Origin of the sequence: Pseudomonas sp. P20, assembly GCF_016463925.1 — a bacterium.
GTDB lineage: Bacteria > Pseudomonadota > Gammaproteobacteria > Pseudomonadales > Pseudomonadaceae > Pseudomonas > Pseudomonas aeruginosa.
The window spans coordinates 95,643-110,189 of the sequence record NZ_JAEMVM010000024.1 but is presented as its reverse complement, the minus strand read 5'-3'; the positions used below and the strand labels follow the sequence as shown (position 1 = coordinate 110,189).

Annotated in this window: 17 protein-coding genes and 1 pseudogene; 16 read left to right on the top strand and 2 right to left on the bottom strand. The window is 62.6% G+C overall.

The window, feature by feature from the left end:
- The 7 genes and pseudogenes from JHD77_RS24870 to JHD77_RS24845 all read left to right on the top strand — a co-directional run.
- Positions 1–629: bacteriophage T4 gp5 trimerisation domain-containing protein (locus JHD77_RS24870; protein WP_034069287.1), on the top strand; the 629-nt coding region annotated here is incomplete at its 5' end.
- A 9-nt stretch (positions 630–638) separates the two neighbouring features.
- Positions 639–1,454, top strand: a complete 816-nt coding sequence (locus tag JHD77_RS24865; RefSeq protein WP_031684418.1) for a DUF4123 domain-containing protein — start codon at positions 639–641, stop codon at positions 1,452–1,454.
- Positions 1,451–1,970: pseudogene (locus JHD77_RS24860) on the top strand (DUF3304 domain-containing protein). Before JHD77_RS24865 ends, JHD77_RS24860 begins: the two are co-directional and overlap by 4 nt.
- Before the next feature lie 139 nt (positions 1,971–2,109).
- A complete protein-coding gene (locus JHD77_RS32905; protein WP_079384149.1) occupies positions 2,110–2,304 on the top strand; it encodes a DUF3304 domain-containing protein in 195 nt (64 codons plus the stop codon).
- Positions 2,301–2,504 carry a DUF3304 domain-containing protein gene (locus JHD77_RS32680; RefSeq protein ID WP_073658300.1) on the top strand — a complete coding sequence of 68 codons (204 nt, stop codon included), beginning with the start codon at positions 2,301–2,303 and terminating at the stop codon, positions 2,502–2,504. The genes JHD77_RS32905 and JHD77_RS32680 overlap by 4 nt, the downstream gene beginning before the upstream one ends.
- Complete coding sequence (locus JHD77_RS24850) at positions 2,492–3,046, top strand: DUF3304 domain-containing protein (RefSeq protein ID WP_031635490.1); 555 nt, start codon at positions 2,492–2,494, stop codon at positions 3,044–3,046. Before JHD77_RS32680 ends, JHD77_RS24850 begins: the two co-directional genes overlap by 13 nt.
- A gap of 14 nt (positions 3,047–3,060) precedes the next feature.
- Positions 3,061–5,715 carry a T6SS phospholipase effector Tle1-like catalytic domain-containing protein gene (locus JHD77_RS24845; protein ID WP_073658301.1) on the top strand — a complete coding sequence of 885 codons (2,655 nt, stop codon included), beginning with the start codon at positions 3,061–3,063 and terminating at the stop codon, positions 5,713–5,715.
- Positions 5,716–5,753: 38 nt separating this feature from the next.
- Here JHD77_RS24845 and JHD77_RS24840 read toward each other — a convergent pair whose 3' ends face one another.
- Complete coding sequence (locus JHD77_RS24840; RefSeq protein ID WP_003104441.1) at positions 5,754–6,167, bottom strand: hypothetical protein; 414 nt, start codon at positions 6,165–6,167, stop codon at positions 5,754–5,756.
- A 79-nt stretch (positions 6,168–6,246) separates the two neighbouring features.
- On the opposite strand from JHD77_RS24840, the gene JHD77_RS24835 reads away from it, so the two are divergent.
- Positions 6,247–6,750 carry a cysteine hydrolase family protein gene (locus JHD77_RS24835; protein ID WP_003119669.1) on the top strand — a complete coding sequence of 168 codons (504 nt, stop codon included), beginning with the start codon at positions 6,247–6,249 and terminating at the stop codon, positions 6,748–6,750.
- A gap of 3 nt (positions 6,751–6,753) precedes the next feature.
- Here JHD77_RS24835 and JHD77_RS24830 read toward each other — a convergent pair whose 3' ends face one another.
- Positions 6,754–7,269: an ankyrin repeat domain-containing protein gene (locus JHD77_RS24830; RefSeq protein ID WP_003091630.1), complete on the bottom strand. Its 516-nt coding sequence runs from the start codon at positions 7,267–7,269 to the stop codon at positions 6,754–6,756.
- A 490-nt stretch (positions 7,270–7,759) separates the two neighbouring features.
- On the opposite strand from JHD77_RS24830, the gene JHD77_RS24825 reads away from it, so the two are divergent.
- From JHD77_RS24825 to oprO, 8 genes are all read left to right on the top strand, one after another.
- A complete protein-coding gene (locus tag JHD77_RS24825) occupies positions 7,760–8,881 on the top strand; it encodes a beta-ketoacyl-ACP synthase III (RefSeq protein WP_003104436.1) in 1,122 nt (373 codons plus the stop codon).
- A gap of 2 nt (positions 8,882–8,883) precedes the next feature.
- The gene (locus JHD77_RS24820; protein WP_073658302.1) at positions 8,884–9,495 is read left to right on the top strand and encodes an RNA polymerase sigma factor; all 612 of its coding nucleotides are present in this window, start codon (positions 8,884–8,886) and stop codon (positions 9,493–9,495) included.
- Positions 9,489–9,728: an anti-sigma factor family protein gene (locus tag JHD77_RS24815; protein ID WP_003091627.1), complete on the top strand. Its 240-nt coding sequence runs from the start codon at positions 9,489–9,491 to the stop codon at positions 9,726–9,728. Before JHD77_RS24820 ends, JHD77_RS24815 begins: the two co-directional genes overlap by 7 nt.
- A 405-nt stretch (positions 9,729–10,133) precedes the next feature.
- Positions 10,134–10,448, top strand: a complete 315-nt coding sequence (locus tag JHD77_RS24810; RefSeq protein ID WP_003091625.1) for an HvfA family oxazolone/thioamide-modified RiPP metallophore — start codon at positions 10,134–10,136, stop codon at positions 10,446–10,448.
- 18 nt (positions 10,449–10,466) lie between these two features.
- Positions 10,467–11,321 (top strand): HvfB family MNIO-type RiPP peptide maturase, encoded by an 855-nt coding sequence (locus JHD77_RS24805; protein ID WP_003114074.1) that lies wholly within the window; start codon positions 10,467–10,469, stop codon positions 11,319–11,321.
- A complete protein-coding gene (locus tag JHD77_RS24800) occupies positions 11,318–12,052 on the top strand; it encodes an HvfC family RiPP maturation protein (protein WP_003114075.1) in 735 nt (244 codons plus the stop codon). Before JHD77_RS24805 ends, JHD77_RS24800 begins: the two co-directional genes overlap by 4 nt.
- Before the next feature lie 2 nt (positions 12,053–12,054).
- Complete coding sequence (locus JHD77_RS24795) at positions 12,055–12,645, top strand: HvfX family Cu-binding RiPP maturation protein (protein WP_003117603.1); 591 nt, start codon at positions 12,055–12,057, stop codon at positions 12,643–12,645.
- A gap of 246 nt (positions 12,646–12,891) precedes the next feature.
- A complete protein-coding gene (gene oprO, locus JHD77_RS24790) occupies positions 12,892–14,208 on the top strand; it encodes an outer membrane porin OprO (RefSeq protein ID WP_031632533.1) in 1,317 nt (438 codons plus the stop codon).
- Positions 14,209–14,547: the final 339 nt, after the last annotated feature.

The window sequence follows — 14,547 nt, the reverse complement described above, 5'->3', positions numbered from 1 at the left end:
AGAGCCTCAGCAGCCCTGGCGGCGGTGGCTACAACGAGCTGCGCATCGAGGATCGCAAGGGCCAGGAACAGATCTTCGTCCATGCCCAGCGCGACTGGGACGAGAACATCGAGCATGACCAGAAGATCCGCGTCGGCCACGAACGCCACGACACCGTGGAGGCGAACAGCTACAGCGAGTTCAAGGCCGAGGAGCATCACACCGTGCACGGAGAGCGCAAGGTCGAGCTGAAGGCCGATGACCACCTGACGGTCGGCGACAGCCAGCACGTGAAGCTCGGTCGTGCCTACCTGGCCAGGGCCGGGCGCGAGATCCACCTGAAGGCCGGGCAGAAGATGGTGATCGAGGCTGACAGCGAACTGACGGTGAAGGCCGGCGGCAGCTTCATCCGGCTCGACGCAAGCGGCATCGCCATTAGCGGCCCGTTGGCACGGATCAATGCAGGCGGCGCGCCGGGAAGCGGCTCGGGGATCGCGATCAAGATGCCGCGGGTGCCGGGCATGGCCGACCAGGACAGCTCCGGCGCGCCACCCGAGGCGGTCGCGGCCAACCTGCCGCCGCGGCAACCGGTCTGCGAAGAGTGCCTGCTACAGGCGAAGAAAAGAGGCCAGGCGCTCGCCGAGCGCTGAGGAACCGCGATGACGCCGAACCCCCGCCATTGGGCCCGCGAGCTGTGGCAGCGCTCCCGCGATCGCGGCTTGCAGACCCACATCGATGTATTGGTCGATGCCACCGGGCTGGACGACTATCCCTTGCTCGCCGAGCATGCGCGGCAAAGCGATCCTCCGGCGCTGTTCAAATTGCTGGAGCAAACCCCGGAGGCCGCCCTGGCCGACGAGGGCCCGCTGCTGCTGCGCCTGGAAGACGGCCACGCGGCCTGGCTGGACGAACTGCTCGAACGCATCGACTGCCGCCGCCACCTGATGCTCCTGTTCAGCCCCTGGCCGTTGCCGCGCCTGGGCGAGCACCTGCGCAGCTGCACCCAGGCCGAGTGGAACCAGGGTCGTTCCAGCGGCGTACTGCGTTTCTACGAGCCGGGCCTGTTCATGGCCGTCAGCGACATGCTCGATCCCCGGCAGAGCCGTTATCTGCATGCCCCGGTTTCCAGCTGGCACTGGCTGGACCGCGACGGCCGGCCGAGGGCGCTGGCCGGTCATTACCAGGCCCACGAGACGCCGCCGCTGCAAGCGGCCCTCCGCCTGGAAGCGCACCAGGTCGCTGCCTTGCGCGCCTGGAGCGAGGCCGAAGCCTACCGCCGCGAATACTTCGTGCTGCCCCGCGAGTATGGACTGGGCAGCCAGGAAAGCCTGCTCCAGCATCTGGTCCAGGCGCACCTGGCCGCCGACCGCCAGGGCTTGCAGGACTTCGACCAGCGCGATGCCTTCGTCGCCCAATGGCTACGCGAACAGACCCCCGGCCCCGGCTTTTCCCCGGCGGGAACGAGTCGCGCATGAACGGGCGCGGCATCGGCCTTCCCGCCCTGCTTCCGGGGCCCCTGCTGGCCGCGGGCTGCCAGAGCGGGCCGGACATGCTGGCGGCGCCGGTGATGGGTTACAACCATACGTCCGCGGCGATCAATTGGTTTTCGGTGAATGGGGCGGGTGGACCGCGTTTAGGCCCTTATCAGGGGGATGGTAGCCAGGTTTGTTGCGGAGTGATTCCAAAGAAGTGGAATCCAAATTTGAAAGCTGTCGTGGAATGGGAGAAAGATCCCAAACCGCACGCCGCTATAAGGCGAGATAAATATGGACGGCTGGATAAAGATGATTACTTGAGAAATGCCTCAAGCTACACCCGACACAAGATGATCGTGGATGTACCTAGATATAGTGAAAAAATATGCCTGTTGCAGGTGCATTTCCTCCCGTGCTACCAGGTCGTGGTCTCAACAACCTATTACAGCCAGGGGCATCCAGAGTATCCAGATAGAAAGTATTTTCAGAAGAGAGCCTTCATGCAAAAGCTCTTGAATGCAAAGGGGTTAAGGACACCTGTTTGGCTGATTGCTTTACTGATAGGTTTTTTGTTTTTACAAGCGTGCCAGGCAGGCCCTGATATGGTGTCTACTCCTATCGGAGGATACAACCATAATTCGGCGGCTATTAACAGATTCAGTGTAAATGGTGCTGGCGGATTAAACCTTGGTCCATTTCAGGGGGAGCAGGGCAGGTATGTTGTGGTGTCGTTCCTAGAGTTTGGAAGTCGGGCTTGAAGGCAACCGTAGAGTGGGAGGTGGTTCCTGAGCCAGGGGCTTATAAAGACTGGCCGGAAAGATATTTTCAGATGGCTGGAGAAAACGTATGAGAGAGCATGGGCTCTTGTATGTTCGTCATAAGGAAGCCGTCGATATACCTCCTTGTGATAGTAAGGAGATTTGTTCGCTAAAAATGCACTTTCTTCCATGTGATAAGGTTGCTACTTCAGTTGCCTGTTATACGCCGTTTCATCCTGAATATCCGAATAAAGGTTACTTTTATATGAGGGGTATGTCATGCAGAAGTTGATGAACTTGATCTGTGTGGGAAATAAAAATTCCATTGGGCTGGTGGTTTTTCTCAGCACCTTCTTTGGGCTGGTGGCATGCCAGGCTGGGCCTGAAGTGCTGTCTACACCTATCATGGGTTACAACCATACTCCGGCGGCGATTAACGAATTTACGGTGAATGGTGCTGGCGGACCGAACTTAGGTCCTTATCAGGGAGATGGTAGTCAAGTTTGTTGTGGGGTAATTCCAAAGAGATGGAATCCAAATTTGAAAGTTATTGTGGAATGGGAGAAGGATCCAAATCCCCGTGCCGTTATAAAACGAGATAAATATGGGCGGTTGGATGAGAGTGATTATTTGAGGCATGCCTCAAGTTACACCCGTCACAAGGCGACTGTGAATGTGCCTAGGTATGATGAAAAGGTGTGCTTGCTGCAGGTGCACTTCTTGCCGTGTGACGAGGTGGCTGTTTCTACGACTTGTTATGGGCCAAATCATCCAAAATATCCTGATAAGGCCTATTTCGAGATGAGAAAGTCAACGATATGTCCGGCTAACTGAAGGCAGGTGGGAAGATGCCTAATTTTGGATTTCATATAGCACCCACCCATCCTGTGGCAGGGCGCCTGATTTATGATTCTAAAAAATTATCAGAAAATATATTAAAGCAGCAGAGTGATGAACGGGTTTTTTCAAGGGCGCAAGAGCAAAAAAGGCTTTCTGAAGGTGACGTAGTCGGTGGTGCGCCTTGCTGTAAAGCTATCCATATTACACTTGGTTTTGATGGGACTAATAATAACGATAAGGCTGATGGTTCATCGGTTTCTCCATCTTGCAGTAATGTCGCTAGGCTAATTCATGCAAGTATTGGGAGCGGCGATGATATAAACAGTAGGGGGATTTTTAAGTACTATTGCCCAGGTGTGGGTACGGTGTTTCCGGATATTAAAGAATTTACGCCTTCAAACATGGGGTTAATTGGTGCTGAGGGAGGCGAAAATCGAATAAACTGGGGGCTGGTTCAGTTAGTTGATGCTCTTTTCTATACTTTATTAAAAAGTAGGCTTAAACTAAATGAGGTTCAGGACCTAGTAGAAGAAATGTCCACTAACTGGACCGTCAGTACGCTCACTGGTGGTTTATTGGAAAACGGCGAGAAAAAACGCCGAGCTGCCTTGGAGCCAAAACTCAAGGAACTGGAAGAAAAGCTTCGACAGCGTCAGAACTCTGGACAGAAACCGCATATCCTGGCCATGCGCTTGTATGTCTACGGATTCTCCCGTGGGGCGGCAGAAGCACGAGCCTTTGCCAACTGGCTGCAGGAGCTAACCCGGGTCAGCGATGCCGATGGTCGGGTGGAATATCGCTTTGCCGGTCTGCCGATCTCGATCGAGTTCCTCGGCCTTTTCGATACCGTGGCGGCAGTTGGGCTGGCGGATAGTGCGCCGTTCGCTGCCGGGCATATGGATTGGGCCGATGACACCATGCGCCTGCCCGATGAGGCCCTCTCCCAGTGCCTGCCGACCATCCTGCCGGAAGACTGTTCTTTTCTGAAACGTTGCGTGCATCTGGTTTCCTGTCATGAGCAGCGTGCCAGTTTTCCACTCGATTCGATCCGCCGTCGTGACATGGATGCCAACGGACGTCGGACGGGGCCCTCCTGCTACCGGAAGTGGACGGTGGAATATGCTTATCCTGGTGTTCACTCGGATGTTGGTGGCGGTTATGGCGTCGGCAACCAGGGGAAAGCTGTGGGAGGTTCGGAATTTCTACTATCCCAGATAGCGTTGCAGCATATGTATGCGGAGGCTTTCGAGGCAGGTGCTCCTTTGCAAGTTCCAGCACCTGCCGTCCATCCAGACTTTCATGAAGATTGGCGGGTAATGGTGCCCAAGATTGAAGCGGAGTTCAGCGTCTCCGAAGAACTCGCCACCCGTTTCAACGCCTGGCAGGCCCAAGCCCAGGCCAAGGCCGGCCCCCTGGAAGAGGTGATCCGTCGCGAGACCGCGTTGATCACCGCCTGGCGCATCGACCGCTATGCCGGCGGGCTGCGCAACAAGGCGTTCTTCGCCAATGTCCCGCCGGACATGCCGGAAGCCCAGCAGAAGGCCTGGGAGGCCCTGCACAAGCGGCGTAGCCGGGAGTACGCGGCCGCCCAGCAGGGCGAGCCGCTCCCGCCGATGAGCGCCGCCGAACAGGCGGAGTGGGATCGCAACGTGGCGCTGATCGGCGGCGAGGACAAACTGCGCGACCTGCGGGTGGAGAAGCAGTTCGATCCGCCGCTGGACCAGCGCCAACTACTCGGCGCCGCCGCCGAATTCGCCCATGACTACAAGGGCGACTGGGGCGTGCTCGACGACGGCATGACGGTGGGCGGAGTGATCGACCTGCTGCTCGGCGGCACCGTATTCCTGATCAACGAGGAAGACGAAGCCGAGGAATACAGCCAGATCCACCGCGACGGTAGCGCGCGCTACCACCAGTTGTTCAGCGCTCCCGACCGGGTGGCGCCGGGCCAGGAAAAGCTGGTGGCGCTGTTCGACGAACAGGTGCACGACTCCCGCGCCTGGTTCATGAACACTTCGGCGATAGGCCCGCGAGAACCCTTCACCGACTACTTCCGCTATCGCCTGGTGCATTTCGATAACGAGTCGAACAAGCGGCTCTCGGTGCTGGCCACCGCCGGGCGGGTGGTGGGCGTCGGGGTGATGCTGGCCAGCGTCGGCCTCAGCGTCAAGCGCCGCGATCCGCGGATGCTGCTCGGGCTGTTCCTGCCATCGCTGGCGCGTCCGCTGCTGAGCGGCAAGGTCGGCCTGCCGGAGATCAGCGCCTTCGACCCGCTGACCGGGATCGCCTTGCCGATGGTCGGCGGGGCGGCGCTGGACAACCTGCGGGCCTTCACCCGCGAGCCTGGCGACAAGGTCGAGCAGATCGGCCAGTTGCCGCCACCGCCGCCGCTAGCGGTCGCGGCGGTGCAATCGCCCGCATTGCAGCAGGTGCTGCTGGCTCAGCAGACCGTGGAGGCGCTCAAGGCGCGCGACCTGGGCAGCCTGGCCGGGCTGGTGGCCAAGGCCGAACTCACCCAGGCGCCCGCGGCGGCGACCCCGGCCTGGCTCGCCGAGGCGAAGCAGGCCTTGCAGGACATGGGTACGGAGCGGGCGCAACCGCCGGGCCCCGGCTCGGCGCCGGGCTGGCTGCAGCGCGGCAAGGACCTGATGGAATCGCTTTGAACCTCGACCGGCGAACGCGGCCGACCTGTCGCCCCGGATCATTCGGTGCGGATGTCGAACCCGCTGCTGGCCTCGCTGACGATACGGAAGCGCGCGTTGCCGTCCGCGGCGATCCGGGTTCTCAGCTCGCGGTTCAGCAGGCCCTTGCCGCAGAGAGTGTCGTCCTGGGTATCGATGCCGATACCGACCACATGCTCGCCCGCCGGCACCTGGAAGCTGGCTTCCTCGCCGACGCCGATGCGCGCGGCGACCTGGCGGTCGATAAGGAACGCCACGTAGCAGCCGCCGCCCAGGTAGCCATAGTCGCGGTGGACTTCCAGCCGGCCGCCACCGCTCACCGGTTGCTGGTAGCCGAGCAGGCGTTCGGCGGGGATCGCCCGGGTCTTCTCGGCGGGAACCGAGGAACAGCCGGCCAGGAGGAAAAGGATCGCTACGGCGTACATCGGGCGCATGAAGGCTCTCCGTCGAAAGGTTCCCTCAGGCTAGCCCAGTTTCGCTGGAGCGCGGAGCGACGGGGCGGAGTGGGCTAGAATGCCTGGCCTGTTCTTCCGGAGCCGACTACCGATGCGCCAGGCCCTGCTGATCGTCGACGTGCAACCCTGTTTCGCCCCGCCGGACTGGCTGCTGGAAGGCATCGGCCAACTGCTCGGGCGGATGCCCTCGGTGGCCAGCGTCGAGCGCCATGACGAATCCCGTACGCCGTTCCAGCGCCAGCTCGGCTGGCGACCGCCGCTCGACGATGCCTGCCTGGTGGCGGCCGACCGGGTCTTCGTCAAGCATGGCTACCTGCCGACGGCGGAACTCGTCGACCATCTGCGTGCGCTGCGAGCGGAACGGGTGCTGGTATGCGGCATCCAGGCCGACACCTGCGTGCTCGCCGCCGGCTTCGCCCTGTTCGACGCCGGCCTGCAACCGACCCTGATCGGCGACCTGGTGCTCGGCTCCTCGCTGGATCGCTCGGGGGAGCTGGGTGTGCGCCTGTGGAAGCATCATTTCGGCCAGGTCGTCAGCCTGGCCGAGGTGCTGGCGGATTGAGGCTCAGTGGGGCCGGCTGAGCAGCGCGACCGTGGCCTCGGCATTCATCATCCGCGCCGCCGCCAGCGGCGTCAGCCCGGCGGCGTCCTGGGCGTCACGACGGGCGCCGTGGGCCAGCAGGCTGGCGGCGACCTCGGCCTGGTTGAACATGGCCGCCATCATCAGTGCGGTCTTGCCGTCGGCCGAGGCGCCCTCGACGTCGGCGCCGCCGGCGAGGAGCAGTTCGACCATCGCCAGGTCGCCCTTGAACGCAGCGCCGGCCAGCGGTGTCTGCCCGGCCAGGTTGCGCAGGTCCGGGTCGGCCTTGTAGGCCAGCAGCAGGCGTACCGTGTCGGCGTGGCCATGGTAGCTGGCCAGCATTAGCAGGCTGTCGCCCTTGTGGTTGCGCAGGTTCGGCGGCAGGCCCTGTTGCAGCAGTTGCTCGAGGCGCTGGCTGTTGCCCTGGCGGGCCAGGTCGAACAGCTGGTGGACGAACTCCTGGGTTTCCATATCCAGTTCTGGACGAGGGCTATCGGTCATGGGGCTGCTTCCTTGTGAATACCGGGTTTGCCGAATGATAGGCGGCCTTGCCGAGGTGGGCTGTTGAGCATTGCCTATGGGGCGGGTTGGCAAATTCAATCGATGGTTGGGGTGGGAAGGTGCCAGCCTGCTGTGACCGGAAGCCGGCCTGGTTGCGTCGTCTTTACAGTTCGATACGGATATCGGTGGCGAAAACGGGGAAAATAAACCGATCGTGCGCCTATCGGCTGTGCCCGGCGCGCACTCTGGAATATCCTTGGCGCCTTCGATACCACTGAGCGGTGCGCGCGCTTGCCGAAGCGAGGCGGTGGCACACTGCGCAATGGCCGACCTTGCCCGGGCCCTGTACGAAAGCGCGTCGCCAACGTCTTTTCGTAGAGCGCCCGGCATCGCCGCGAGCGAACCCGTTTCCGGTGCCGGCCCCAGGCGGGCACCGCTATGCCTAATCGGCCCCGTTCGACGGCGGCCCAGCGAGAGAAGAGGAACAACTGTGCATAAAGCCGTCATCAGCGGAACCGGTCTTTATACTCCGCCCTACAGCATCTCCAACGATGAGCTGGTGGAGAGCTTCAATACCTTCGTGCGCCAGTACAACGACCAGCACGCCGAGGCCATCGCCAAGGGCGAACTGGAGGCGCTGGCCGAGTCCAGCTCGGCGTTCATCGAGAAGGCGTCCGGCATCAAGAGCCGCTTCGTGATGAACAAGGAAGGCATCCTCGACCCGCAGCGCATGGTTCCGTACCTTCCCGAGCGCAGCAACGACGAGTGGTCGATCCTCTGCGAGATGGCCGTGGCCGCCGCCAGGGAGGCGCTGCAGCGTGCCGGCCGCAGCGCCGCCGACATCGACGGGGTGATCGTCGCCTGCTCCAACCTGCAGCGCGCCTACCCGGCGATCGCGGTGGAGGTGCAGGCCGCGCTGGGCATCCAGGGCTACGGCTACGACATGAACGTGGCCTGCTCCTCGGCCACCTTCGGTATCCAGGCCGCCACCACCGCGATCCAGACCGGCCAGGCGCGGGCGATCCTGATGGTCAACCCGGAGATCTGCACCGGCCACCTGAACTTCCGCGACCGCGACAGCCACTTCATCTTCGGCGACGCCTGCACCGCGGTGATCGTCGAGCGCGCCGACCTGGCCGTGTCGAAGCACCAGTTCGACATCGTCAGCACCAGGCTGCTGACCCAGTTCTCCAACAACATCCGCAACAACTTCGGCTTCCTCAACCGCGCCGACGAGAGCGGTATCGGCAAGCGCGACAAGCTGTTCGTCCAGGAAGGCCGCAAGGTGTTCAAGGATGTCTGCCCGATGGTCGCCGAGCTGATCGGCGAGCACCTGGCGGCCAATGAAATCCAGGTCGCCGAGGTCAAGCGCTTCTGGCTGCACCAGGCCAACCTGAACATGAACCTGCTGATCACCCGCAAGCTGCTCGGCCGCGACGCCGAGGCGCACGAGGCGCCGGTGATCCTCGACAGCTACGCGAATACCAGTTCCGCCGGCTCGGTGATCGCCCTGCACAAGCACCAGGATGACCTGCCCAGCGGCGCCATCGGGGTGCTCAGCTCGTTCGGCGCCGGTTACTCGATCGGTAGCGTGATCCTGCGTAAACACTGATCGTGGCGGCGCCTACCGACTCCGAGCTGCTGCCGCGCCTGCTGGCCGGCGAGCAGCGAGCCTTCCGCGAGCTGGTTGGCGCCTACCAGGGCGCCATGCGGGCCGTGGCCTGGGCGATCATCGGCAGATCGCATACCGAGGAAGTGGTGCAGGACGCCTGGCTCGCGGCGGTTCGCGGGCTGGACGGGTTCCAGGGGCGTTCGAGCCTGAAGACCTGGCTGCTGACCATTACCGCCAATACCGCCAAGAGCCGCTTGCGCCAGGTTCGCCGGGAAGTTTTCCTCGACGACCTGCCGGGGCCCCATGGTACGGTGGATGACCAGCGCTTTGCCGCCGACGGTCACTGGAGCCAGCCGCCGCACGCCTGGCACGAGGATTCGCCGGAAGCCCTGCTCGCCGAGGGCGAACTGCGCGATTGCCTGGACAAGACCCTCAACGGTCTGTCCGAGCTGCAGCGCAGCGTGCTGACCCTGCGCGAACGCCAGGGCTTGGAGCTGGAGGAAATCCGTGATCTCCTGGATATCACGCTTTCCAATGTCCGGGTGCTGCTGCATCGCGCCCGCCTGAAGGTCTTCGCCACCCTGGAGCATTTCGAGGAGACCGGCCAATGCTGAGTTGCAAGGAACTGGTCGCCCGGTCCAGCGACTTTCTCGATGGGCAACTGGACTTCCGCGGACAACTGGCGGTGCGCAGCCACCTGCTCATGTGCCGGCATTGCCGGCGCTTCATCCGCCAGATGCGCCTGACCCAGGCGACCGTGCGCCATCTGCCGGAGGGGCAGGGGCCGGAACTCGACCGTCTGGCCGCGCATCTCTCCGAATTGCGCAAGGACGCCGCGCGGCGCTGAGCCGGGGTATCCTCGACACCAAGCCGCCGCCCGCGATTCGTGGGCGGCGGCTTTTTCGTTTCCGCTATCCGGCGTGGGCGAACCGAACCCGGCCTGGCATGGGTGGCTCTCCCTTCCGCGTGACGAGGTCGAGGAGTGTGGCTGGGCTTGGCGGATATCGCTGCGCGATATGCACCCTACGGAGGGGCGGCAATCCGTTTCGCTGGGCGAGCATCCGAAGTTGAGGAGAACGCCTGGGACCTGGCGAATATCGCCGACCGATATTTCTCCAGCAGGGGCAATCCCTGAGTTCAGGCAAAGGGACGGGAAATTTTTTTCGACTCCGCTGTAACGCCGCCAGGGGTGCTCCGTCCATTGGAGCGAGGACGCCATACCGGCGCCCGCTACCAACTTCAGGAGTTACCCATGAAAAAGATTTCCCTCGCTTCTTCCGTCGTCGGCGCTGCTCTGCTCGGCGTAGCCAGTGTCGGCGCGCATGCCGCGCAGAATCCCTTCGCCGTGCAGGAGCTGAGCAGCGGCTACAGCGTGGCTGCCGCCGAGAAAGCCAAGGAAGGTTCCTGCGGCGAGGCCAAGTGCGGTGCCGACAAGGGCAAGCGCGAAGCCTCCAAGGCCGGTCATGAAGGCAGCTGCGGTGCGGATCGCAAGGCCAAGGAAGGTTCCTGCGGTGGCGAGAAGAAGGCCGGCGAAGGCAACTGCGGCGCCGACAAGAAGAAGTCGTAAGGCCTGAGGAGACGGACCATGCAACGGGAATTCGTCAGCGGCGCCGGGCTAGGCCTGCGTCGCGCGCTGCTGGAGCCGCTCGGCGCCGGCGATGGGGTCCGGGTCGACTTCCTCGAGGTCGCTCCGGAGAACTGGATCGGCATCGGCGGCCGTCTCGGCCGCCAGTTCCGCGAGCTGACCGAGCGCCTGCCGTTCCTCTGCCATGGTCTGTCTCTCAACCTCGGTGGCTACGCCCCGCTGGACATGTCGTTGCTGCGCGCGATCAAGGGTTTCATCGAGCAGCATGACATCCGTGCCTACAGCGAGCACCTGTCGGCCTGCGCCGACGACGGCCAGCTCTACGACCTGATGCCGCTACCGTTCAGCGACGAATCGGTGCGCCGGGTCGCCGAACGGGTCCGGGTGGTACAGGACGTCCTCGAGCGGCCGTTGATCGTCGAGAACGTCTCGGCGTATGCGCGCTTGCCGGGCGAGCTGGAAGAGGTCGATTTCGTCCGCGCGGTACTGGAGGAAGCCGATTGCCAATTGCTGCTGGACGTCAACAACGTCTACGTCAACGCCTGCAACTTCGGTTTCGACGCACACGCCTACATCGCCGCGATGCCCAGCCGGAGGATCGCCTACCTGCACATGGCCGGGCACGACGAACAGGGCGCCAGCCTGAAGATCGACACCCATGGCGCGCCGGTCTGCGATCCGGTCTGGGAACTGCTGGCACATGCCTATGCCTGCCATGGCGAACGCCCGACGCTGCTGGAGCGCGATTTCAACCTCCCGCCACTGAGCGAGCTGTATGCCGAAACCGATCGCATCCGCGAGCTGCAGCGGCGCAGCGGTGAAGCGCAACTGCGCAGCCTGGGGTACGGCACATGAACCACACGACCTTGCAACGGCGTTTCGCCGCACGTATCCGCGATCCGCAGCAGGCCTTGCCGCCCGGCATCGCGACGGAGCGCATGGCGATCTACGAGGAACTGTTCTTCAACAACCTGGACGGTTTCATCAGCAGCGGTTTCCCGGTCCTGCGCCAGTTGTTCGACGAGCCGCGCTGGCATCGCCTGGTGCGTGCCTTCATGCGCGAGCATCGCTGCCGCACACCGTACTTCAGCCAATTGGGCGAGGAGTTCATCGGCTGGCTGCAGGACGGCTACCGCGCGGAGGAGGGCGATCCGCCCTTCCTGCTGGAGCTGGCTCACTACGAGTGGGTCGAGCTGGCCCTGTCGCTGGCCGAGGCGCCTGTCGAGACGCTGCCGCAGGCCTGGTCGTGGTCGCCACTGGCCTGGCCGCTGGCCTATCGCTGGCCGGTCCATCGCCTGGGGCCGAGCCATCGGCCGATGGAGCCGCCGGCCGAGCCGACCTGCCTGCTGGTCTGGCGCGATCCGGCGGAGCGGGTGCGCTTCCTGCACCTGTCGCCATTCGCCTATCGCCTCGCGCAGCGCCTGAGCGAGGAGGGCGAGGCGCCGGTGGCGCTGCTGCCGTTGTTGCGCGAGTTGGCCGGAAGCTGCGGCCTGAGCGCCGACGTGGAGTATTTCGAAAATGCCTTCGCCTTGCTGGAGGACTGGCACGCCCAGGGCATCCTCATGGGCGAGGGCGCTCTGGAGTGATGATGAAGACTGTCTTCCTGCGTTTACAGCATGCCCTCGACGTCACCCGTCGAGCGGATTTCCTCGCCCCGCTGGCGCTGCGCCTGTACCTGGCGCCGGTGTTCTGGATGGCCGGCAGCCAGAAGCTGGCGGACATGCCGGCCACCATCGAGTGGTTCGGCAATCCCGACTGGGGACTCGGCCTGCCGTTTCCCGAACTGCTGGCCTGGCTCGCCGCGCTGAGCGAGGCCGGTGGCGCCGTGTTGCTGTTGTGCGGCCTGGCCGTGCGCTGGATCAGCCTGCCGCTGATGGTGACCATGCTGGTAGCGATCTTCGCCGTGCACTGGCCGAACGGCTGGCAGGCGATCGCCGATCCGTCCGCGCCGTTCGCCAACGCCCAGGTGCTGGAGGCTGGCGAGAAGCTGGCGCGAGCCCGGGAAATCCTGCGCGAATACGGCAACTACGACTGGCTGACGTCGAGCGGAAGCTTCGCCATCGTCAACAACGGCATCGAGTTCGCCGCGACCTACCTGGTGATGTTGCTCGCGCTGTTCTTCGGCGGCGCCGGCAAGTGGCTTTCTGCTGACTTCTGGATTGCTCGAAAATTGCGCTGAGATTTCTACCCATATCGAATAACCCGAAAGGCCCGTAGTAGAGGGCTTTTCGCTTTATTCGCATTGGAGATAAAAAGTTCCTCTGTAATGAAACATTTATCTCCATGCAATTTGGCTGCAATCTGCCATCGCCAAGATTCCCCCCAACACAAAGGGGCCGCCTTACGGCCAGCGCGGAACAAGGGGCGCGCTGTAGCCAGGCACTCGCGTGTTGCCAATGCACACACCATTAAGGGGAAATCTTCGATGATCCGTAAGCACTCGCTCGGCTTCGTTGCCAGCGCTCTGGCTCTGGCCGTATCTGCCCAGGCGTTCGCCGGCACCGTGACCACCGACGGCGCCGATATCGTGATCAAGACCAAGGGCGGCCTCGAAGTCGCCACCACCGACAAGGAATTCAGCTTCAAGCTGGGCGGTCGCCTGCAGGCCGACTACAGCCGTTTCGACGGTTTCTATACCAAGAATGGCAACACCGCCGACGCCGCCTACTTCCGCCGCGCCTTCATCGAACTCGGCGGCACCGCATACAAGGACTGGAAATACCAGATCAACTTCGACCTGTCGCACAACACCGGCAGCTCCGACAACGGCTATTTCGACGAAGCTTCGGTCACCTACACCGGCTTCAACCCGGTCAACCTGAAGTTCGGTCGCTTCGACCCCGACTTCGGCCTGGAAAAGGCCACCAGCTCCAAGTGGGTGACCGCTCCCGAGCGTAACGCCGCCTACGAACTGGCCGACTGGATCAACACCCACCAGGACGGCATGGGCGCCCAGGTCAACTCGACCTTCGCCGACATGGCCTACCTGTCCGCCGGCGTATCCGCCAAGGACGCCGACGACAGCGACGGCGACAGCGTCAAGCAGTTCAACTTCCGCGGCGTGTTCGCGCCGATGCACGAAGCCGGCAATGTTCTCCATGTCGGCGTGAACTATGCCTACCGCGACCTCGACGACACCGCCTTCGACTCGCGCATCCGTCCGCGCCTGGGCATGCGCGGCATCGCCACCAGCGGCGGCAACGACGCCGGTGACAACGGCAACCGCGCGACCTTCGGCGGTGTCTCCAACTCGCCGGCCGGTTCCTACAAGGACGATAGCGTCTGGGGCCTGGAAGGCGCCTGGGCGATGGGCCCGTTCTCGGCCCAGGCCGAATACCTGGCACGCAAGCTGAAGGCCGATGACAACGCCTACAAGGACATCAAGGCCAAGGGTTACTACGCGCAACTGGCCTACACCCTGACCGGCGAGTCCCGCCAGTACAAGCTGGAAGGTGCCAAGTTCGACTCCGTCAAGCCGGAAAACAAGGAAATCGGCGCCTGGGAAGTGTTCTACCGCTACGACAACATCAAGGTGGAAGACGACAACGTGGTCGCCGATACCGCCACTCGCGAAGTCGGCGACACCAAGGCCAAGGCCCACAACCTGGGCGTGAACTGGTACGTCAACGATGCGGTGAAGATCAGCGCGGCCTACGTCAAGGCGAAGACCGACAAGATCACCAACAACAATGGCGACGATGACGGCGACGGCTTCGTGACCCGTTTGCAGTACGTGTTCTAAGAAGCGACAACGATCTGCTCCTGTTTTCGGCCTCGCTCCGGCGAGGTCTTTTTAATCGCTTCCTTACCCGGTTGTGGCGATGTTGGCAGCCTGCAACCGGGTCTTTCTTTCGTTACAGGTCTACCCGCAGGTACTGGCAGGAATATCCGAAAGCCAGACGGTTATCGGCAGAAACTCTTGGTTTTCATTGCAGTCATGCAATCTTCGCAAGGTTGCCGCAATATATGAAACAAACTGTTACATCTGTCGCCCGGACCTGATGCCTCTAGGCTTGCGCCCTTATCCGACGGCCTCATCCAGGCGCTATCCGGCTGCCTGTCACAAAAGCTTTCGCGCTTT

Excerpts from the sequence above, each read along its gene's own strand:
- JHD77_RS24800 (WP_003114075.1), top strand. The coding sequence starts at position 11,318 with ATGAACCACACGACCTTGCAACGGCGTTTCGCCGCACGTATCCGCGAT.
- JHD77_RS24795 (WP_003117603.1), top strand. The coding sequence starts at position 12,055 with ATGAAGACTGTCTTCCTGCGTTTACAGCATGCCCTCGACGTCACCCGT.
- JHD77_RS32680 (WP_073658300.1), top strand. The coding sequence starts at position 2,301 with ATGAGAGAGCATGGGCTCTTGTATGTTCGTCATAAGGAAGCCGTCGAT.
- JHD77_RS24830 (WP_003091630.1), bottom strand. The coding sequence starts at position 7,269 with ATGACCGATAGCCCTCGTCCAGAACTGGATATGGAAACCCAGGAGTTC.
- JHD77_RS24840 (WP_003104441.1), bottom strand. The coding sequence starts at position 6,167 with ATGCGCCCGATGTACGCCGTAGCGATCCTTTTCCTCCTGGCCGGCTGT.
- JHD77_RS24835 (WP_003119669.1), top strand. The coding sequence starts at position 6,247 with ATGCCTGGCCTGTTCTTCCGGAGCCGACTACCGATGCGCCAGGCCCTG.
- JHD77_RS24805 (WP_003114074.1), top strand. The coding sequence starts at position 10,467 with ATGCAACGGGAATTCGTCAGCGGCGCCGGGCTAGGCCTGCGTCGCGCG.
- oprO (WP_031632533.1), top strand. The coding sequence starts at position 12,892 with ATGATCCGTAAGCACTCGCTCGGCTTCGTTGCCAGCGCTCTGGCTCTG.
- JHD77_RS24810 (WP_003091625.1), top strand. The coding sequence starts at position 10,134 with ATGAAAAAGATTTCCCTCGCTTCTTCCGTCGTCGGCGCTGCTCTGCTC.
- JHD77_RS24850 (WP_031635490.1), top strand. The coding sequence starts at position 2,492 with ATGCAGAAGTTGATGAACTTGATCTGTGTGGGAAATAAAAATTCCATT.
- JHD77_RS24815 (WP_003091627.1), top strand. The coding sequence starts at position 9,489 with ATGCTGAGTTGCAAGGAACTGGTCGCCCGGTCCAGCGACTTTCTCGAT.
- JHD77_RS24865 (WP_031684418.1), top strand. The coding sequence starts at position 639 with ATGACGCCGAACCCCCGCCATTGGGCCCGCGAGCTGTGGCAGCGCTCC.
- JHD77_RS24845 (WP_073658301.1), top strand. The coding sequence starts at position 3,061 with ATGCCTAATTTTGGATTTCATATAGCACCCACCCATCCTGTGGCAGGG.